Source organism: Edaphobacter modestus, assembly GCF_004217555.1.
Classification (GTDB): Bacteria; Acidobacteriota; Terriglobia; order Terriglobales; family Acidobacteriaceae; genus Edaphobacter; species Edaphobacter modestus.
The window spans coordinates 4483095-4503844 of record NZ_SHKW01000001.1; the positions used below are offsets into that span (position 1 = coordinate 4483095).

Consider the following 20750-nt stretch of genomic DNA (forward strand, 5'->3'; position numbering starts at 1 on the left):
GAAGGAGGGAAGATGAGAGACATTGATGTTCGTCAAGCCCTTCTTACCGAGATGGATAGGCTTCATCCCGATAAGACCGACACTCTCGTAGTCGAAGAGTTAGGGCTGTGTCAGGGGATAGCACGAGTCGATCTAGCTGTCGTAAACGGAACCATTCATGGGTACGAAATTAAGAGTGAACTCGACACGCTTGTTCGACTCAAATCTCAAGCGGAGATCTATAGCAAAACTCTGGAATTCGTCACAATCGTTGCGGCGTCCTCTCATATTCCCGGAATAGAAAATACAGTGCCACCTTGGTGGGGTATCTGGAGCGCTATCCAAATCGGACAAGAGGTCCGTTTGAAAGAATCGCGAAAGGCGAAGCGCAATCCCAGCCTCGCTCCCGAAGCTCTTGTTCAACTGCTATGGAGAGAAGAAGCGCTCCAGATTCTTCTTGAACACAAATTGGCCCGCGGAGTGGCGAGTAAGAGTCGTCAACACATCTGGGATCGCTTATGCGCCAGTTTTAGCGTTGAAGAGCTCGGCGATCTTGTCCGGACCAGTCTTAAACAGAGGCCCTCAAGCTGGCGAGGCCAGTCGTCACAAGCGTGATGTGATGGTTTACACCCACTTTCCTCCAGGTCGTCGCATTCCCGGGGCCTAGGGTCGCCTCCGCACAGGCGGCGATGTAACTGTCTCCCCAACTGAAGTTGCGACCGCTATACTCTGGACGGCTCACGAGAAGACGGCAGAGCTCAAAGTACTGATCGAACCCATACTTTCTGACGTTGCGTCCTTTGATCACGAGCCAGTCGTCAACCGCGGTGTAGCGTATATTTGCGCTCATCCTCATGGTGCGAGGATCTATATTTGTCTTGGCCACAGGGTGTGCCATTGCATAGTCACCGAAAATTAGGTCTGGTCGAGGCAGCGCTCCTGGTCGTTTTTGAAGAGTTTTCCAAAGATCCCACTCGTGGCGAGGGAGCTTAACGATGGTTGCCGCACTCACATCGCTCAGATCTTCTGGAAATGACGCGGCAGCCAAAGTCATTCTGCGCCAGGACACTTCGCGAGGGATCATCGTAAATATTGATCTGGCTACAAGAGCCTTAGTTCCCGTGTTGACGCCAAGATCTTCGAGGTCGACGATCAAATCGACGTCGTCTCCCTCGGGAGACGCTGCGGTTAACAGTCGGTCGACTTCCTTTTCGATAGGAACGTCTTCATCGAAGTCTTCAACGAGCAGTCGGACACAGATGCCACTTCCGGTTTCAGACGAGTGGGCTTTAGCGGCTGATAGATAAGCCTCGGAGCTGGCCCTATAGATAACTGGTATGGCCTCGAGACCGAGTTCGCGCCCTTTAGTTAGGATGGCTTCTAAAGCCGTCATGCCATTGGCAAGCGTTTCATCTCCATCGAACCATGGAAGATCGAGATAAAAAGGCGTAGTACCGCAGGCACGCTTCAATTTATCCGGAATGCCAGAGATGTGATCGTCAAGGCTCTTTGCTGGGCATTCACTGGCGAAATCCCACGGGATCGACGGGATCTCGATTAGTGGAAGGATCTGATCCTTTATCTCTGTGGCAAGGGCCTCCAATGCGGCATACTCGCCCTCCTTTCCCTTCAAGATTGGTACGTAGATAGGTTCAGGCATTCTTCCTCACAGTACAGTGTTCAAATTCCAACCTCAGGTTCGTCGAGCGCGAAGCACCGCTCAAATCTGGGAATAAAGAAAGATGGTTGATGTTCATGCGGTTTAATGCCTGAAGACAACCGAGACGATCAGTGTCCGGGATCTCAATGCGAATAAGTATTGGATCGCTCGATCCCTCAAATGCTCGTTGAACCCACTGCTCAATCGGGGTTCCGATGGGTGCTCTAGTGAAGCAGCCGCCCTGACTTACCAGACGTTGATTCTCATCGGACATTGGATCGACGATTTCAACTATTGGCACTCTTCCCTTCTCAATGCTCGGACCATTCTGGATTTCCAGTTCTTTTGCGAACACGGCATTTTCATTAAGCGCATAGATCGCCCTGGGTACATTCCCTACAGAAGCGTCCTCGAACGCAAAGTAAAGGGCGGCAAAAGGAGCTCGGGTCCAGTCCAGAAGAGGTGTAGCGAGGCCGAAATGCTGGCCCAGAGACCACCATTCATTCTCGGAGAGAGCCGCAGGCGATAAGCCTCGTCGACCGCGAGAAGCGTACTTGAATCTCTCGAGATGCTGCTTTGAGACATCCTCCAGTGCGTCCTGAGGTCCATCGGAAATACCAACAACTTCTAATAACCGATCAAGAGTCGTACTCAAACTCCAGTTTGCTCTGCGCTGCCCGCGCCAAATGAATGATCTCCTTTGGGGACCGCTGTAGCTGAATATTTCCGCTTCGAGGAAATCGAAGAATCGAGACCAAGATTCAAGTTGGAATGTGCTCGTGCCATCCGATTCTCCAACGTGTTGCCATCCACTCACGCCCAATTCTGCCCCTTATGTGGATTCCAATCAGCACTTTGAGTGTAGATGGAAGGCAAAGCGTTGACATCTTAATTCATGAGAGGGGATTGCCGAATTCATGAGAGGGGATTGCCGAAGGGTCCGCACCGAACCGCAACTACTCTGGAAAGTGCGTGGTACGATTCTTCGCTGGTGGTACGATTTGCGGACGGAAATGGGGGGAAAACAGGGTATTGTGGAGACTGTAGAGAAATCTACGGTCTCACCTAACCAATTGAATTGTAAAGGAATTAGATTTAGAATCAGCTACTTGAGAATATTTCTGGCGGTCGAACAGTCTTTCGAACCGAAGTTACCCTTTTGGAGAAAAAGATCGATGTCGGAGAAGGAAGGAGAGTGACAAGCTCTCACTGACCTCACGCATTTTCTCTAGGAGCCTTTCCAGGTTCGACTTCGCGAAATTGCCGCGGAAACGCCACTTCCGTTGTTACATTCTCTTCTATGTTATTGATAATAAATGGGATGGCGGAAGAGGAGGGATTCGAACCCCCGATACCCTTCCGGGTACGCCAGTTTTCAAGACTGGAGCCATCAACCACTCGGCCACTCTTCCTACCTAAAGTTTAGTACGCAGCAGACAGTATCGCAAAAATAGTCGTTAATCTTTTATTCCGTTGCCGGAGTTGGATGCTTCCCCCCGATAACACATGGCGCAGCCGCGTTGTCGCCTTCTTCACTCGTAAATTGTCGAGCCAAGTCTGGATGTCGGTCTCACGCCATCCGATAGCCCTGACACCGAGCGAACTCGTCTTGGTAAGGCGCCTTTGACATTCTCAGATAGATCGACTGCGCGATAGCCCTGTGAAATCGATTACGGATTGCAGGCGAAGAATTCTTGATGTCATGATATTTCTCTTTCAGATTTCAAATATTTGAACTGCTGGCCTTCCCGTAGGCGGGCTCCGAGAGATCGATGGGACTTTAGATTATGAACAGAAATAGTTGGAATAGGTTCTTCCTCGTGTCTTGGGGAACGGAAAATGCCTTGCAGACCACCCTTGGGAGTGAGGGTCTTTATATGACAAAGTGATACAGCGCCACTTCTGAGCACCTACCCTTGCTTTGCAAAGAAACTACCTGACCTGGGTAGTCGTTGCTTGAACCGGATGGTTCAGATTGGCATACCCATTCAGATCCGAATGACGACATGAGCCGAGCGGCGGCTTTGGTTGCACAGTTAACGCCAACTGCCTGATTTCTTCCGAATATCAGGCAACCAGTCCAACTCAAATTACTCATTCAACACAGACCAGAGCGAGTCGGTTTTCTTCGCTTTACACGCGCTGTTTTCCAAGTGATTTACACTGATCTGGCTTTTGGCCAGAGGGTGCGCTGGATTTCTTAGCGTGCAATGGAGATTGCAAGTTCCGTCGGAGCTGAGAGCGAAGGAGCCTATGTATGTCAGCAGTTGAGATCTCCCTGTCGGGAGTTTCCCTGGTTGGGGACAGAGTGGCGTCGGCGGGCAAGGCGACGTTTCATGGTGTGAATCCTGCAACGGGACAGAAGATGGAGCCGGTGTTTTATTCGGCTACGGAAGAGCAGATCGATGAAGCTGTCGAGCTGGCACGCGCTTCGTTCTTCGCATTCTCCGGGACCACGGGCAGAGAGCGTGGCGCGTTTCTGCGGAGGATTGCGGCGGGGCTGACAGAGCAGGGCGCTGCGATTGTGGAGCGAGCGAACCTGGAGACGGGACTGCCTCTGCCTCGCCTGCAGGGAGAGCTTGCTCGAACGACGAATCAACTGGCGCTGTTTGCGGAGGTGGTGGAAGAGGGCTCGTGGGTGGACGCGAGGATCGATGAGGCGGATGCGGCGCGGAAGCCGCTGCCCAAACCGGATGTACGCTCGATGTCGAGAGCGCTGGGGCCGGTGGCGGTGTTTGGGGCGAGCAACTTTCCGTTGGCATTTTCGGTTGCGGGAGGCGATACCGCTTCGGCCCTGGCGGCGGGATGTCCCGTGGTGGTGAAGGCGCATCCAGCGCATCCGGGAACGAGTGAGCTTGTCGGCCGGGTGATCCAGAAGGCAGTGAAAGAGAGCGGTTTGCCGGCGGGTGTTTTTTCGCTGCTGTTCGATGCTGGTGTCGAAGTGGGTGTGTCGCTGGTGAAGCATCCGGGGATCAAGGCGGTTGCGTTTACCGGTTCGCAAAATGGCGGAAAAGCCTTGATGCGCCTGGCTGCGGAGCGCGCGGAACCGATTCCGTGCTATGCGGAGATGGGAAGCACGAATCCGCTGTTTATTTTGCCGGGAGCGATGAAGGAGCGCAGAGAGACTCTGGCGCAGGGGTTGCAGGCTTCGTTCACGCTGGGCTCGGGGCAGTTCTGCACCAAGCCGGGGTTGGTGTTTGGGCCAGCGGAGGCGATGGAGTCGTTCGCGGATCAGTTGCGAACAGGGGTGGCCGCATTGGGGCAGCAGGGAATGCTGACGCCGGGGATCGCGACAAAGTACACCGAGGCGGTAAAGGAGCGCGCGAAGGAAGGCGACGCTGAACTGATCGCAGGTGCCGATACGGTAGTGAGCGATGGAGTCGCGGCAGGTGCGGCTACGTTGTTTCGTGTTTCGCTGAAGGAGTTTCTGGGACATTCTTCGCTTGAGGAAGAGATCTTCGGGCCGACGACCTTGCTGATTCAATATGGCGAGAAGGATGAGCTGGTGGCAGCGGCGGAGAAGTTGCATGGCCACCTTACGGCGACGATCCATGGCACGGAAGAAGATATTGCGAATGCCGGGGAGCTGATTCGCGTGCTGGAGACGAAGGTCGGGCGGGTTCTGTTCAACGGATATCCGACGGGTGTGGAGGTTTGCCATGCGATGGTGCACGGTGGACCGTATCCGGCTACTTCGGACAGCAGAACGACCTCCGTGGGAACGAAGGCGATTGCGCGGTTTGTGAGGCCGGTGTGCTACCAGGATTGTCCGGACGGATCGCTGCCGGTGGAGCTGCGGCGGGCAAATACGCTGGGAATTATGCGGCTGATGAATGGAACTCTCACGCGCTCGTAGATGTGCTCTAGTGTGTTCGTAGACGCGTGAGAGCTTCGGTTTGCTAGGCGACGGGATTTTCTAAAGTTCCGATGGTGTCGATGGTGATGCGGACGACGTCTCCGCTGGAGAGAGTGAAGTCGTCGCCGGGGACGATTCCTGTGCCGGTCATAAGAAAAGCGCCGTGGGGGAAGGTGTTGTCTCGGAAGAGATAGGCGGCGAGCAGCTTGGGGTCGCGCTTGAGCTCAGCGAGAGTGGTTGCACCGGAGAAGATCGTGGAGCCGTTGCGATCGACATGAAGCTGGATGGATGTGATGCGCGGCAGGGGATCGGGAGTGAGCAGGAGCGCGGGGCCGAGAGCGCAGCTTCCGTCATAGACCTTGGCCTGGGGAAGGTAGAGAGGGTTTTCTCCTTCGATATCGCGGGAGCTCATGTCGTTGCCGATGGTGTAGCCGGTGATGACTCCGGTGGAGCTGATGAGAAGAGTGAGCTCGGGTTCGGGCACGGACCAGGTGGCGTCGGTGCGGATGCGAACTGGATGATAGGGTCCTACGACGCGGCGGCCGGTTGCCTTGAAGAAGAGCTCGGGGCGTTCGGCGTTATAGACGCGATCGTAGAAGGTTCCACCGCCGGCGTCTTTGGACTCTTCGATGCGCGCATCGCGACTGCGGAAGTAGGTGACGCCGGCTGCCCAGACCTCCTGGTTGCCTACCGGAGCGAGGATCTGGCTTTCGTCGAGAGATGAGAGCGGTTTGCCGGACAGTGCGGTCTTGACTCGCTCGTACACGTCGGGGCTTGCAATCAATTGATCCCAGTCGGAGGCTTCGACGGAATAAAAGCTGCCGTTTTGCTCTGCGTAGAAACCTGTCGTCGTGCGATAGAGCTTCATCTTGTTTCCTTCCCGAGGATTGGATTGGGTGAGTTGGTTTGGGGCGCTTGCAGCCGGGCGACGATTGCGTCGGTGTCGTAGACACAGCCGCCCCAGATGCCTCCGCTGGCCTGGACGAGCGCGGCCCAGAGCCTGGTTTGGGATGGCAGCATGGGATGGGGAGCGAGATCTTCGCGAGGGCTTCGCGCTTGGAGGCGACGACGACCTTCTTCTGCGGAGAACCGCTCGCTGCCTTCGCCGACGAGGTTGACGCTTCCGTGAAGGACGTCGCGATCGACGACGATCTCGATGATGTCGCCGTCGAGCACGCGCCCGATGGGACCTCCGGCGAGTGCTTCGGGAGAGATGTGTCCGATGCAGGCCCCGGTGGAGACGCCGCTGAAACGTGCGTCCGTGAGTACGGCTACGTGTTTGCAATCGGGCAGATTCTTGAGCGCCGAGGTGATCTGATAGATCTCCTGCATGCCCGCGCCTGCCGGTCCTCCGCAGATGAGGACGATGACGTCCCCTTTGCCGATGGAGCCCTGCTTGATGGCGGCGATGGCGGCTTCTTCGGTGATGAAGACCCGCGCGGGGCCGATGTGCTGATAGCGATGTCTTTCATCGATGAGAGAGGGATCGATGGAGGTGCTCTTGATGACGGAGCCTTCGGGGGCGAGGTTGCCGATGGGGAAGCAGACAGTCGGGGTGAGTCCACGACTGCGGGCCTCGTCGGGGGAGAGAATGACGTCTTCGGGATCGACGCCATCGAGTGCACGCAGCCTCTCTTTGAGAGCTTTGCGTCTCTCGCTCTGCTGCCACCAGTTGAGATTCTCGTCGAGGGTTTCGCCGGTGACGGTGCGGACGGAGGTGTCGAGCAAGCCGGCGCGGCGGAGGTGAAGCATGACCTCGGGTACGGCTCCCGCGAGAAAGACCTGGACGGTGGCGAAGTTGTTGGGGCCGTTGGGGAGAGCATCGACGAGACGGGGGATATGGCGATTGACGTTGACCCAGTCGTCTACGGTTGGGCGGTGGAGTCCTGCGGCATGTGCAATCGCGGGAATGTGTAGAAGGAGATTCGTCGAGCCACCGAACGCTGCGTGGACGACCATGGCGTTGCGGATGGCGGCGTCGGAGAGGACATCGCTTGTTCCGATGCCGAGGTGTTTCATGCGAAGCATGGCACGTGCGGAGCGCGCGCCGTGGTCGAGCCAGATGGGCTGGCCGGAGGGTGCGAGCGCGGAGTGAGGGAGAGCCAGACCGAGTGCTTCTCCTACGACCTGCGAGGTGGCGGCGGTTCCGAGGAACTGGCAACCTCCGCCGGGAGTGGCACATGCGCGACAGCCTACTTCGGCGGCATATTCGAGAGTGATCTGATTGGTGGCATAGCGGGCGCCGATGGTTTGAACTTTTCCGGCGTCCTCGCCTTCGTCCGCGAGCAGGGTGACTCCGCCGGGAACGAGGATGCTGGGGTAGGGACCACAGGACGCGAGAGCCATCATCATGGCGGGAAGTCCCTTGTCGCAGGTGGCGATTCCGACGACGCCTTTGCGCGTGGGAAGGGAACGGATGAGGCGGGAGAGGACGATCGCGGCGTCGTTGCGGTAGGGGAGAGAGTCCATCATGCCTGCGGTGCCCTGGGTGCGCCCGTCGCAGGGATCGGTGCAGGCTCCTGCGAAGGGAATGGCGTGCAGGTTACGGAACTCGCGTGCGGCCTCGGCGACGAGCAGGCCGACCTCCCAATGGCCGGTGTGGAAGCCTAGCGCGATGGGAGTGCCGTCCTGGGCGCGGAGACCGCCGTGGGTGCTGAGGATGAGGAACTCGGGGTCGAGGAGACGGGAGGGCTCCCATCCCATGCCGGCGTCCTGGGTAAGGCCGAAGAGGTTTCCGGAGGGCTGGGTGAGAAGCATCTCGGGCGTGATGGGAAGCGCACCCTCGGGACCTCGTGCGTGGGTCTTGATGCTCTCAAAGAGGGAAGAGTCGTTTTCGAGAACGCTGGAGATTGAGATGGTGCTTTGAGGATGCTTCATGTCAGTTTTGTGGTGCGCGGTTGCGTTGCGGTGTCTTTGGCAGAGCGAGGATGAGGAAAGAAGAGCATATCAGCGCAAGGGCCATGAGAAGGAAGCCGGGGCGCGAGCTTCCGGTGAGGGCCTGCAGGAGGCCCACGAGATAGCTTCCGGCAAATGCCCCGAGGGCTCCGCTGCTATTGATTAAGGCTAAGACCTCGGCGGCTACGTTCTTTGGCAGTCGCTCGGGAACGATGGCGAAGAAGGGGCCATAGGGGGCATACATGCAGCCCCCCGCGAGGACAAGGCAGGCGAATGCTGCTGGAAAGCTTCGGTTGGCAAGGAGGAAGGAACCGAGGAGTGCAATTCCGGACAGGAGCAGAAAGGGCCAGACAAGAGCTTCGCGGCGGAGAGTCTTGTCGGAGAGATAGGAGACGACGATCATGAGAATGATGGACGCGAGATAGGGAATGGCGGAGAGCAGACCAGTCTCGCCCATCGACATGGAACTGCCCTGGCGCACGATGGTGGGAAGCCAGAGGACGAAGCCGTAGACACCGAGGCTCCAGCAGAAGTATTGGACAGAGAGCAGGAGAACATCGCGGCGAAGGAGCGCCTGTTTGAGGGACTTCACGGGCTCTAGCGATCTTTGTTCCTCTGCCAGTCGCTCTTCCAGTGCCAGGGCGGCGTCGGCATCGAGCCAGCCTGCGTCGGCGGGGCGGTCGCGGACGAGGAGGATCCATGCAAGAGCCCAGGCTACGGAGGGGATACCTTCGAAGATGAAGGTCTTCTGCCAGCCGAAGGACTGGATCAGGTATCCGGTGATGGCTGACATCCAGAGGACGGTGATGGGATTTCCGAGGATGAGAATGGAGTTGGCGCGAGAACGCTCCTCACGGGTAAACCAGCGGGTAAGCAGGAGCAGCATTGCGGGGAGGATGACGCTTTCCGCGATTCCGAGAAGAAAGCGATCGAGCGCGAGCAGCCAGAAGGTCCGGATGACTCCGGTGAGGGCGGCGAGGGAGCCCCATGTGATCAGAGCCGTGAAGATGAGCCAGCGCGAGCTGTGGGTTCTCGCGAATTGGGCTCCCGGGATTTGAAAGATGAAGTAGCCGAGAAAGAAGAGGGCACCGAGCAGGGAGCTTTGCGAGCCGGTGATGTGGAGCGTTTCGGCGAGTCCAGCGGCGGCTCCGAATCCATAGTTGGCGCGATCGAGATAGGCCAGGCTGTAGGTAATAAAAGCCGCAGGAAGGACGAAGGTCCATCGCTTTCTCAACGCTGCCTGAATCTTCATGTCAGCGGCGAGTGGTGATGCTTTGTCTGAGATCGATTTCGGCTTGGGAGAAGATGGAGTCACTTTTTCCTGGGAGATGCCTTGAGGTTCAAATGAAGCGCGGAAACTGGATCAGCTCATGTACCAGCCGCCGTTCAGGTTGAGGGTCTGGCCGGTGATATAGCCGTTCGATGCGATGAAGGCTATCGCATCCGCCACTTCTTCAGCGTGGCCGAAGCGCCCAACCGGAATGAGGTCGGGACGGATATTTTTGTTTTTGCGAATCATCTCGGTTTCGATGAGCGCCGGCGCGATGGCGTTGGAGGTGATGCCTTCCTTTGCGAGCAGGTTAGCGTAACTGTGCATGAGTCCAAGCATTCCGGCTTTGCTGGCGGCGTAATGCGGTCCGACGACTCCCCCGGTCTGGGCGGCCACCGAGGAGATGAAGACGAGGCGTCCCCATTGTTGTTGCCGCATGGCTGGAATTACGGCCTGCGAGAGAAGGAAGGCCGAGGTGAGGTTGGTTTCGATGGTTCGACTCCAGTCGCTTGCATCGAGTTCAAGGAAGGGCCGGGAGGGATTGATCCCGGCATTGTTGACGAGGATGTCGATGGTGCCCAGCTCGGCCTGGACCTTCTTCACCATGGACTCGACTTCCTGCTGACGGGATACGTCGGCGCGGAAGGCATAGGCGCGTCTTCCGAGTTCTTCGATGGCGCGAACGATGGAAGTGGCATCCTCCTCCGAGTTCAGGTAGTTGACGGCGACGTCACAGCCCTGGGCCGCGAGAGAGAGTGCTGCCGCACGGCCTATACCGCGCGATCCGCCTGTAATGAGGGCCGTCTTTCCGGTGAGCGATTTCAACGAAGATTCCATCTCCAGATCCGGAGGCAACGGTCTGGTCTTTGCCTCAGCGTATCAAGGCTAACGCGGTTAAAACTGCTCGACAAGCGTCTGGAACATAGTGCTATGATGATGCACCATTACGCAATAGGAATTGCATATAGAGCAATGCATTCCGTGTTATTTTTGGTGACCAGTCGTTGAGTGAGAGGGTCAAAGCGTTGTCTCCATGCCGAGCTTGATTCGAAGGATAAAGCTGAACCCGCGCCGGGCGTGGGGATTGTTGGCGATGTTGTGTGCTGTTGTTGCGGCCGCGGTTCTCGCCTGGCATCTGGTTGGAGAAAAGCCGCACACCGTAGAGACCAAGGGCTCAACTGTAACTCAGCTTAATACTGGTTATGTCGACGCGCAGGCGTGCGCGACCTGTCATGGAACGATCGCGAAGACCTTTAAGAAGACCGGGATGGGGCGGTCGTTTTACAGGCCGACGACTGAGAATGTGATCGAGGACTACGAGAAGGCGAATACCTTTGTTCACAAAGCTTCGGGTCTGCGATACAGGATGATCGAGCGCGACGGGAAGTTTTACGAGCGCCGTTTCACTCTGGGTAAGGACGGAAAGGAAGAGAATGTTCTCGAGGAGCGAATCGATTATGTGATGGGTTCGGGGAACCAGGCCCGAACGTATATGCACAGGACGAGCCAGGGGAAGCTGGTGGAACTGCCTGTCAGCTGGTATACGGAAAGATCCGGGTACTGGAATATGAGTCCTGGATTCGACCGGGCCGACCACCCGGACATGCATGGAGCCATCGGCCCGGAGTGCATGTTTTGTCATAATGGCTATCCACAGCTGACCGATTCGTCGCAGGCTGCGCTTGAAGAATCCATCTTCCCGGAAAAGCTTCCGGAGGGAATTGATTGCCAGAGATGTCATGGACCTGGCGCGGCGCATGTTGCGGCAGCAAGCGGAGGAAAGGCGACTCTTCCGGAGATTCGCAGCAAGATCGTGAACCCGGCGAAGCTGCCTCGAGATCGGCAGATGGAAGTGTGCATGGAATGCCACATGGAGACGAGCGCACGTCATGTTCCGAGCGCGATTCGCGCTTACGGGCGAGAACTCTATTCTTTTCGGCCGGGAGAGCCACTCGGGGATTACAGGACCTACTTCGAGCGCCCCAAGGATCCCAAGAGCGATGACTACGAGGTGGCGCACGCCGGTTACCAGCTAGTGAGATCAGCCTGCTTTCGGAACACGCAGATGACGTGTCTGACGTGTCACAATCCTCACGATATTCCTCGCGGCGAAGCAGCGAAGAAGCAATACATTGCGGTCTGTGAGACCTGTCATAAGCAGGTTTCCCATAAGGGTGTGGCAATGACGGCGGGGAACGACTGCCTGAGCTGTCATATGCCAAAGCGGCGGACAGAAGGGTCTGTTCACATTGTCCTTACGGATCACTATATTCAACGCGTGTGTCCGGCGCGCGACCTGACGGCTCCCTTTCCGGAGTCGCTGCTTCCTGAGGATCTGACGCCGGTGCAGATCTACTATCCGAGGTCCACGCAGCCAACGGCGAGGGAACAGCTTCTTCTGGCGGTAGCGAAGGTGAATGATGCGGGAATCGATGGAATTGGCCAGTTACGGGCGCAACTCGATCGTCAGCATCCGCAATGGCCTGAGCCTTACGTTGCGTTAGGCACGGGGTATGCTCGGGCCGGCAAGACAGAGGACGCGGTTCGAAGTTTCAACCAGGCATTGAAGTTCCATCCCGATGACAGAGCGGCACTGCGTGAGTTGTCCGCAGCTCTGCTAAGCGGAGGACAGGTGGAGCGTGCGGTCGAGATACTTGAGCGGGCGACCGGAATTTATCCTGAAGATGACGGAATGCTTGCGAATCTCGCCAACGCGTATCTGCGTCAGGGAAAGCTTTCAGAGGCTCAGGACGCGATCTCGCGCACGCTTGCGATCAACCCCGATCGCGCCGAGGTGCACGATCTCGCGGGATTGGTCGCTATCAAGAGGCAGGACGGGGCTGCTGCCGAGCAGAGTTTTCGCGAAGCGATCCAGCTGAAGCCGAACCTCGCGGCGCCACAGAACAATCTGGCCAATTTATTGGTAGGGGAACACCGGTACCCGGAGGCCGAAGCCTATTTCAGGAGAGCGCTCGAGCTGAAGCCCGATTATGGGGACGCGCACCATGGCCTGGGACTGCTTATGATTCTGGAACGAAACAATGCAGAAGCTACGCATGAACTGCAGGAGGCAGCTCGCACGGCGCCGACTGATCCGGAGGTTCATACAGACCTGGCCGACCTGCTGAGCGCGCAGGGCAGGTTTGCCGACGCGGCAGCGGAGTACCGCCGTGCCCTGGCGCTGCAGAGCGGCCGGCCGGACGCGAATCTGGGACTTGGCCTCGCGCTGCTGCGGCAGGGGCAGCGCGAGGAGGCGTTTCGATACATTCAGATCGCGGCACACAGCTCGGATGCAGAGGTCAGCCAGCACGCACAAGGGATTCTGGGACAGGTTTTGCGCTGAGATCGCTGCAGAGCACGTTGAGAAAGAATGGCGTTGACGATTCTCTTTCTCGATTGCTAGTATTTTGCTCCGCAATGTGCAAGTGATATTGCGAATTGTGCAACAAGTAAAAATGCGAGAGCGTTGCTCTCGGAGGAGGGCCCTTTGTTGAATGGAACTCGCACGCTTTCTCGCCGTCGAGTGCTGGCAGGCGCTGCGGCGCTTGGCGGACTTGGCGCCATGCGTGCCCTGGGGGTTCCCCGGGTGCTCTCTGCTTCCGACAAGGCGAATATTGCGTTTATCGGCATTGGCAATTATGGCGCGGCCAACCTGAGGGAGCTTGCGGGCGAAAACATCGTTGCGGTTTGCGATGTGGATTGGCGCGACCGATCGCAGCTTTCGGGCAAGTTTACTCCGGCTATCGAGGTAGCGGCGAAGCATCCGGGTGCGAAACGCTTTGACGATTGGCGCGTGATGCTGGAGCAGATGGACAAGAATATCGACGCCGTCGTGGTTTGCACGGCGGATCACGTGCATGCGCACGCGGCGCTGACCGCGATGAAGATGGGCAAGCATGTGTACTGCGAGAAGCCTCTGGCCTCGACGGTGGATGAGGTTCGTGCGATGGTGGCCGCGGCTCGCCGCTATCCGAAACAGGCTACGCAGACCGGCATTGTCGGGCATGCCTCGGAAGATGTTCGATTGATCGTGGAATGGATTCGTGCCGGAGCGATCGGAGCGGTCGAGCGGATCGACGTGTTCCAGTCGGACTGGAGCTCGGGGAAGCGCTATATCAATGCTTACCAGGATTGCGAGCATATCGGGGATAGCGTTCCTGTTCCGGAAGAGGTGAAGTGGGATCTGTTTGTGGGTCCCGCACCTTCGCGGAACTATAACCCCATGTATTTGCCTTTGCGGTGGCGCAACTGGCAGGACTTTGGCACCGGCATCCTTGGCGATCATGGACCGCACTTCTTCGATCCTGTCGTGTGGGCGCTGGAGCTTGATTACCCGGAGACGATTGAAGGAGACGCGGACGCGGACTATTCAGGGAAGGCTGCGAAAGAGATGTTCGCTCGGGTCTCGCATGTGAACTTCCGATTCCCTGCGCGCGGGAACCGCCCTGCGGTGGCCGTGAAGTGGTGGGGATACGACACTCCTCCGGTTCCGCCAGGATGGAAAAAAGAGGAACCGCTTCCAACGGGCGGCGGGATTGTGTATGGCACCAAGGGGGTGCTGGTATACGGACCTGTCTACAGCAGTGTTGTCGGGGAGAAAAAACAGGTGTGGCTTCTGCCTGAAGAGGTGGATCGTCAGTTTCAGAGGCCATCGCGAACCATTCCCAGACCGTCGAGTCATTGGGTGGAGTGGATCGACGCGGCGAAGCAGGGCAAGCAACCATCCTGCAACTGGGAGTATGGCGGACATATTACCGAGCTGTGCCTGCTGGGGAATATTGCGATCGCTCACGGGGGCACGACGCTGCGCTTCGATGGCAAGAAGCAGAGATTTCTGAACTCCGAGAGCGCGAACGCGATGTTTGGGCGCAAGTATCGCAAGGGATGGGAACTGCCGGCGTGAGAGCGATCTACGCCGAATGAATGTTTTCAGTATCAATTGACTGGGCAAGAGGCAGAACGATGCTACGAGTTTCATGGAAGGCATATGCGGGAATGGGGATTCTCGCTACAGGAGCTGTTACCGCACTGTCTCTTCGGTCTGGGACGGTTGACGCGGCGACTGCCACACAAAAGACGTCTTACGTTTCGTGGACCAGCTATGGAGGTTCCAATAGCGATGCGCAGTACTCCGCGTTGAAGCAGATTGATCGCTCGAACGCAGGACAACTGCAGCAGGTGTGGTTTTATGCCTCCGGAAATAATGGTTTCCGCTATGGATCGAACCCGTTGGTGGTTGACGGGGTGATGTTTGTCTACGGCAAAGACAATACGGTTGTTGCCCTGGATGCCACGACCGGAAAAGAGATATGGGTCTATGACACGCATCATCCCCGTTTGATCTCGCATCGCGGCATGACGTATTGGGAGAGCAAGGATCGTTCCGATCGCCGTCTGCTGTTTTCGATGAATAACGAACTTCATGCGGTCGATGCTCGTACGGGCAAGGATGTTGCTTCCTTTGGCAAGAATGGAGCGGTGGATCTGAGGGAAGGGCTTGGGCGCGTTCCTTCGACGATTCGCCAGGTTCAGTCCAACACTCCGGGAAGAGTTTTTGAGAATTTGTACATTACCGGTTCAGCGACCGGCGAGGAGTATGAGTCGCCTCCGGGAGATGTTCGGGCGTTTGATGTGGTCACCGGAAAACTGGTCTGGCAGTTTCACACGGTTCCGCATCCCGGGGAGATGGGATACGACACGTGGCCGAAGGATGCCTACAAGTACGTTGGCGGAACCAACAACTGGGGCGAGTTCTCGATCGATGAAAAGAGAGGGATCGTTTATTTCCCGCTCGGTTCGCCGACCTATGACTTTTATGGGGCTGACCGTCCTGGCGCCAACCTCTTCTCCGACTGCCTGTTGGCGCTCGATGCCAGGACGGGCAAGTACATCTGGCATTTTCAGACGACGCACCATGATCTTTGGGATTACGATCTCGAGACCGGTCCCAAGTTGATGACCATCGATCATGACGGAAAGATGGTCGATGTGGTTGTGCAAGCCGGCAAGAACGGCTTCGTGTATGTCTTCGATCGGACGAATGGAAAGCCGATCTGGCCGATCGAGGAGCGACCTGTTCCCAAGTCCGATGTGCCTGGCGAGGAGAGCTGGCCGACGCAACCATTCCCGACGCACATTCCTCCATTTGCCCGGCAGAAGTTCACGGCGGATATGGTGAATCCGTACATCGCCGATCCGAAGGAACGAGAGGCGATCAAGAAGCAGGTTGAAGGCGCCAGACAGGAGGGCATCTTTACGCCTCCAACCCTTGGAACGACGATGGAGACGCCGGGAAATAATGGCGGAGGGAACTGGGGCTCCGGCGCAATCGACCCGGCGACCAATACCTTCTACGTCGTTTCAAAGGACGCTCCCTCGCTGCTTCATCTGGAGGCGAAGCCACCGAAACGTCAGATCCCAGGATCTCCAGAGACGCAGGGGCAGGTGGTTTATATGCAGAACTGCCAGTCCTGCCACGTGGCCAATCGGAAGGGACAGCCGCCGGCGATTCCTTCGCTCGAGGGTGTTGTGGAGCGGGCAGGAGAGGGTCGCGTTCGTGAGGCCGTGCACAGTGGTTTGACTCCGATGCCGGCGTTTCCTGATCTGGACACTGCAGACATCGATCATCTGATTGCATATTTGAAGTCGCCGGAGAAAGCGAATCTGGCGCCCGATATGCTTGCGCGGATTATGGCTCCTCCGGCTACGACCGCGAAGCTGGGACCGGGCGGGAGACGGTACTGGACCGGCTACGGGTATATGAATTCGAGCGAGGGTCTTGCCGCTATCGGTCCTCCATGGTCGACCCTCACCGCCTATGACATGAACAAGGGCGACATGAAATGGCAGATTCCCCTGGGCGAGGTTACGGAACTGGTGGAAAAAGGTATCCGGAATACTGGGAGCTATTGGCCGCGCGGCGGTGCAGTCGTCACGGCCGGAGGCCTCATCGTTATTGGAACTAGGTCTGATGCGAAGCTGCATATCTACGATAAGGACACGGGCAAGCAGATCTCGGAGATACAGATGCCGGGAGGTCCTGAAGGTATCCCAACGATCTATGAGGTAAATGGAAGGGAATATATCGCCCTCAGTGCGCGACTGAACTCCGATAAGGTCGTTGGGGATCAGCCTAAACCGAGTCAAAGTACGACTGAGCCGACGGAGCAGACTCAGGGCTACTATGCCTACGCGCTTCCTGAATCCTCTCGGGCCAAGAAGTAAGTTCTGGACCCAATAAAAAAGGCAAGCGAGAGATGCTGAAATCTTCTCGCTTGCCCTTTTTGATGCCTGCTACTTGCCGACCCATCCACCATCTACGTAGAGGGACTGACCCGTTACGTATGCGGCTTCGTCGGAGGCGAGAAAGGCTGCTACGGCGCCGACTTCACAGGGAAGGCCGGGTCGGCCAAGGGAGATCTGTGCGACGACGTGGGGCAGGATATCGGGGCTCTCAAGGACCCATCGGATCATGGGAGTGTCGATGAGGCCGGGATGGATGCAGTTGACGCGAATCCCGTGAGCTCCAACTTCGGCAGAGATGTTGCGAGTAAGGGCCTCGATCGCCAGCTTGCTGGGAGCATAGTGGGTACGGCCGGGCAGCACGCGGGCGGCCTGAATGGACCCGATATTGATGATGGCGCCCTTTCGGCCTTCGGCGATGAGACGTTTGCAGAGCGCCTGGGAACACATCCATTCGCTCTTAAGGTTTGTGCGGGTGACATCGTCCCACTGCTCATCGGTGAGCTCTGTGAAGGGAACAATGGTCTCGATTCCCGCATTGTTGACCAATATGTCGACCGGCCCGAGTTCTTTCCAGGCGGTGTCGAAGATTCGCTCGACATCAGCGCGCAAAGAGACATCCCCCGCGACGACCAGAGCCCGGCGTCCCTTGCTCTCTATGTTTTTCCGGACCAGCTCCGTTCGATCATCCGCTGTAAGGTCGTTGATTACGACATCCGCTCCTTCGTGCGCGAAGGCTTCGGCGATGCCTCGTCCGATGCCCTGGCCTGCTCCGGTTACAACGGCGATTTTGCCCTTTAACTTCATCTTTTTTCCTTTAGCTTTACCGCGTCAGCGAGATGTTCGTTGTATAAAGCAATGTTTCTAGGGATGAACCTGACGCTTAGTGGATCGTCCAGCCGCCGTCGACCATGAGAGTGTGACCGACGATCATATCTGCGAAGTTGCTGGACAAAAACAGGACTGCTCCAACCAGATCTTCAGGCTGGTTCCATCTCCCGCGCGGAATCATCTCCTGGGTGGCCCATTCCTTATAGCCAGGACGCTCGAGAATGTTTTTGCGCGATTCGGTCTCGGTGATGCAGGGTGCGACGGTGTTTACGAGAACTCCTTGATGAGCCCATTCCAAAGAGAGGGCCTTCGCGAGATGATGAACAGCTGCCTTCGCGGCGGCATAGACGGCTCGCTTTTTGAAGGCGACCTCTCCGAAGTTTGATCCGATATGGATGATCCGGCCTCCGCCCTGAGGCAACATTGCGCGGGCGGCAGCCTGCGATGCGAAGAAGACACTTTTTACCGATGCATCGAAGGTCTTGTCGTATTCCTCTTCGGTTACATCAAGGGCATCTCCAGTTCCGGTCCAGCTCGCGTTGTTGACGAGGATATCGATACGGCCGAACTTCGCGACTGTCTGCTCCATCAGGGAGCGACAGTCTTCGACTTTGTTTACGTCGGTGGGAACGATCAGGGCCTGCCTGCCCAATGCTTCGATCTCATGCTGCAGCTCGCGAATCTCCTCCATACGGGGGCCAGGGTATTTCGCCAGGACCAGATGAGCGCCCGCCTGCGCGAGTCCTACAGCGATGGCTCGTCCGATGCCCTGAGAGGCACCGGTAACCACTGCGATTTTGTCTTTGAGGCCAAAGCTGGAATAGTCCGCCAAGAGATTCTCCTCTGCATGAAGTCTGGGTCCGGGGAGTAAAACGCTCCGCTTCCGCGAGATTCATTGTTGCACAAAGCGAGAGCTGTATTGCGCATAATGCAAGCACGCGGAAATCTTATCTCCCATCCCGGTATGCGTCAAGATTTTGCCGAAGCGGTTGTGGCCTGGCGGAAAATAGCGACAGGGAATTCACGAGATCCTTGACAACCGTGACAGCGCCGTTGCAGATTTATTGCGTGGTGTGCAAAGCATGTTGCGATTTATGCACCAGAGCTTTCGATCCGAGAGGCCTGGTATCTGTTGGAGGGAATCCTTGAACTTCGCTCTGAGCCGCCGAAAGTTTCTATCCCAGGCCGCACTGGCCTCCGTCGCCCTGGCAAGCAAATCTGTCCTGTCTGATCCGGTAAAAAAGAGGAACCTTCACATCGGATACACAGGCATTACGTGGAGAAACACGGAGGTCGATCAGGCGATCCAGTCGGTTGCGTCTTTGGGGTTTTATGGCTTTGAGACCTTTGGGGATGTGCTTGCGAAGGCTGAGGACCGCGGTGGTCTCGAAGCGGTTCTTGAGCAGAATCACATTCCGCTGATCTCCGCGTACTGCTCGATCAACCTGACGGATTCTTCGCGGAAGAAGGAGGAGCTTGCCAAGGCAGTGACCTGGTGTGGATTGATCAAGAAGTCGAAGGGGCGCATTTTTGTGGTTGGTCCCAACCAGGTGCCGCGGCAATCGTACGATTTTTCGTCGAACAAAGCCAATATCATCAGTACGCTGAACGATCTGGCCAAGACGGTGACGGACCAGGGACTGACACCCGTACTGCATCAACATACAGGCACCTGCATTGAGTCGCGCGACGAGACCTACGCGGTGATGAATGCCGTGGATACGAAGTATTTGAAGTTCGGGCCGGATGTGGGGCAGTTGACCAAGGGTGGCCAGGATGCTCTTAAGGTGGTGAAGGATTTTCTGCCGCTGGTGCAGCATATGCATCTGAAGGATTTCAATGGTAAAGACGACCATCTTCTTGGATATTGCCCTCTGGGCCAGGGAAAGGTAGATGTTCCGGGAATCCTGGACCTGATGGAGGGAAGAAAGATTAGTGGTATGGTAATGGTCGAGCTAGACAATGATTTCAAAGATCCGTCTCCAGTTCCCTCAGCGACCCTGGCAAAAGAGAGCCGGGATTATCTGCGGTCGATTGGGGTGCGATTTCGATCGTGAGCAGCAGGACCGATGCCAAAGAAAGTAGCCCAGGTGCCTTTCATTCAGAGCCTTGACCGCGGCCTTACCATTCTTCAGGCCGTCGCGACCTCGAAGCAGCCAGTTACTCTCGGCGAGTTATCGGAGCTACTCGGAGTCGATCGAAGCAGTGCGTTTCGCCTTGCCCAGACGCTTCGGCGGCGCGGATTTCTCTCAACGCCTGCCGGACGCAAGGACTATATTCTCGGATCGTCTATGTGGACGCTTTCGCGTCAGTATGACTGGAGCAATATGCTGGTCCGGGTGGCTCACCAGGAACTGAAGGCACTCGCTCTCAATTTGAACGAAACGGCCCACCTTGCGATTCGAGAAGGCAGGAGTGCGCTGTTTATCGACTCTGTCCATGCTCGCCACGTGATCGTTGTTGCGGGGCAGACTGGGGAGCTTGTTCCGCTCTACTCGACCGCGCACGGAAAGGCCCTCCTTGCCGATTTGGACGAGAAGGATCTGCGAACGATCTTCGGCTCCGATCCGCTGCAGCGATTCACAAAGACGACGATCAAGACTGTTCCGGCCCTGGCGAAGGAATGTGTGGGGATTCGTGAACGCGGCTACGCTCTTGACGAAGCCGAGTACATGGAAGGTACGCGTTGTGTCGCGGCGCCTATACGTCTGAACAACGGCATGATTGTAGGGTCGATCGGCGTATCGGCTCCTGCTTCCCGGTTCCTCAAGGAGCATTACCCCTCGCATTCGAAATCCGTGATTCAGTGCGCCAGGAAGATTGGCGAGCTTCTGAGTGTAGCGGATGAAGTGGCGGCACAAAGCGCGTAGATCTTCGTGATCAGTTCCAAAGAATGGGACGGTTCGATCCATTCTTCGCTCAGAGATGGCGTCTGATTGACCGTCATCTTTCTTTGGGCCTCTCTATTTTGTGCTAATCTTGCAAGCTAACTTGCATATTATGCAATTCAATAAGGC

The 20750-nt window shown here is 56.9% G+C and carries 15 protein-coding genes and 1 tRNA gene; 7 read left to right on the top strand and 9 right to left on the bottom strand.

All coding sequences use genetic code 11. The annotated features are described in order from the left end of the window. Positions 1–51: 51 nt before the first annotated feature. Entirely contained in the window at positions 52–594 is a 543-nt protein-coding gene (locus tag BDD14_RS34575; protein ID WP_423201806.1) for a sce7726 family protein, read from the top strand. On the opposite strand, the gene BDD14_RS18970 is transcribed toward BDD14_RS34575, so the two are convergent. The 3 genes from BDD14_RS18970 to BDD14_RS18980 all read right to left on the bottom strand — a co-directional run bounded on the left by BDD14_RS18970 (position 548) and on the right by BDD14_RS18980 (position 3051). Beyond that, complete coding sequence (locus BDD14_RS18970; RefSeq protein WP_130420225.1) at positions 548–1639, bottom strand: beta family protein; 1092 nt, start codon at positions 1637–1639, stop codon at positions 548–550. The two genes, BDD14_RS34575 and BDD14_RS18970, sit on opposite strands and share 47 nt — an antisense overlap. Beyond that, entirely contained in the window at positions 1632–2456 is an 825-nt protein-coding gene (locus tag BDD14_RS18975) for an FRG domain-containing protein (protein WP_278045492.1), read from the bottom strand. Before BDD14_RS18975 ends, BDD14_RS18970 begins: the two co-directional genes overlap by 8 nt. Positions 2457–2961: 505 nt before the next feature. Further along, a tRNA-Ser gene (locus tag BDD14_RS18980) sits at positions 2962–3051 on the bottom strand. An 845-nt stretch (positions 3052–3896) separates the two neighbouring features. Here BDD14_RS18980 and BDD14_RS18990 point away from each other — a divergent pair. Further along, on the top strand, positions 3897–5495 hold the full coding sequence (locus tag BDD14_RS18990; RefSeq protein WP_242618056.1) for an aldehyde dehydrogenase (NADP(+)): 1599 nt from the start codon (positions 3897–3899) through the stop codon (positions 5493–5495). Between the two features lie 43 nt (positions 5496–5538). Here BDD14_RS18990 and BDD14_RS18995 read toward each other — a convergent pair whose 3' ends face one another. The 4 genes from BDD14_RS18995 to BDD14_RS19010 all read right to left on the bottom strand — a co-directional run bounded on the left by BDD14_RS18995 (position 5539) and on the right by BDD14_RS19010 (position 10497). Then, a complete protein-coding gene (locus BDD14_RS18995) occupies positions 5539–6363 on the bottom strand; it encodes a fumarylacetoacetate hydrolase family protein (protein WP_130420229.1) in 825 nt (274 codons plus the stop codon). Next, on the bottom strand, positions 6360–8372 hold the full coding sequence (locus BDD14_RS19000; protein ID WP_130420231.1) for a YjhG/YagF family D-xylonate dehydratase: 2013 nt from the start codon (positions 8370–8372) through the stop codon (positions 6360–6362). The genes BDD14_RS18995 and BDD14_RS19000 overlap by 4 nt, the downstream gene beginning before the upstream one ends. A gap of 1 nt (position 8373) precedes the next feature. Next, complete coding sequence (locus tag BDD14_RS19005; protein WP_242618057.1) at positions 8374–9624, bottom strand: MFS transporter; 1251 nt, start codon at positions 9622–9624, stop codon at positions 8374–8376. Positions 9625–9753: 129 nt separating this feature from the next. After that, a complete protein-coding gene (locus tag BDD14_RS19010) occupies positions 9754–10497 on the bottom strand; it encodes a 3-oxoacyl-ACP reductase family protein (protein ID WP_130420233.1) in 744 nt (247 codons plus the stop codon). A 196-nt stretch (positions 10498–10693) separates the two neighbouring features. Between BDD14_RS19010 and BDD14_RS19015 the strand changes: the two genes are divergently transcribed. The 3 genes from BDD14_RS19015 (at position 10694) to BDD14_RS19025 (ending at position 16884) form a co-directional block, all read left to right on the top strand. Next, positions 10694–13003, top strand: coding sequence for a tetratricopeptide repeat protein (locus tag BDD14_RS19015; protein WP_130420235.1), 2310 nt, complete (start codon positions 10694–10696; stop codon positions 13001–13003). 144 nt (positions 13004–13147) lie between these two features. Next, positions 13148–14563 (top strand): Gfo/Idh/MocA family protein, encoded by a 1416-nt coding sequence (locus BDD14_RS19020; protein WP_130420237.1) that lies wholly within the window; start codon positions 13148–13150, stop codon positions 14561–14563. Between the two features lie 59 nt (positions 14564–14622). Beyond that, positions 14623–16884 carry an outer membrane protein assembly factor BamB family protein gene (locus tag BDD14_RS19025; protein WP_165420156.1) on the top strand — a complete coding sequence of 754 codons (2262 nt, stop codon included), beginning with the start codon at positions 14623–14625 and terminating at the stop codon, positions 16882–16884. A gap of 69 nt (positions 16885–16953) precedes the next feature. Here BDD14_RS19025 and BDD14_RS19030 read toward each other — a convergent pair whose 3' ends face one another. Next, positions 16954–17709, bottom strand: coding sequence for an SDR family NAD(P)-dependent oxidoreductase (locus BDD14_RS19030; protein ID WP_130420241.1), 756 nt, complete (start codon positions 17707–17709; stop codon positions 16954–16956). 76 nt (positions 17710–17785) lie between these two features. Further along, positions 17786–18565 carry an SDR family NAD(P)-dependent oxidoreductase gene (locus BDD14_RS19035; RefSeq protein WP_165420157.1) on the bottom strand — a complete coding sequence of 260 codons (780 nt, stop codon included), beginning with the start codon at positions 18563–18565 and terminating at the stop codon, positions 17786–17788. A 313-nt stretch (positions 18566–18878) separates the two neighbouring features. On the opposite strand from BDD14_RS19035, the gene BDD14_RS19040 reads away from it, so the two are divergent. Together BDD14_RS19040 and BDD14_RS19045 are read left to right on the top strand one after the other, a co-directional pair. Next, on the top strand, positions 18879–19790 hold the full coding sequence (locus tag BDD14_RS19040; protein WP_207231778.1) for a sugar phosphate isomerase/epimerase family protein: 912 nt from the start codon (positions 18879–18881) through the stop codon (positions 19788–19790). 12 nt (positions 19791–19802) lie between these two features. Beyond that, the gene (locus tag BDD14_RS19045) at positions 19803–20603 is read left to right on the top strand and encodes an IclR family transcriptional regulator (protein WP_130420245.1); all 801 of its coding nucleotides are present in this window, start codon (positions 19803–19805) and stop codon (positions 20601–20603) included. The last annotated feature ends 147 nt before the right edge of the window (positions 20604–20750 follow it).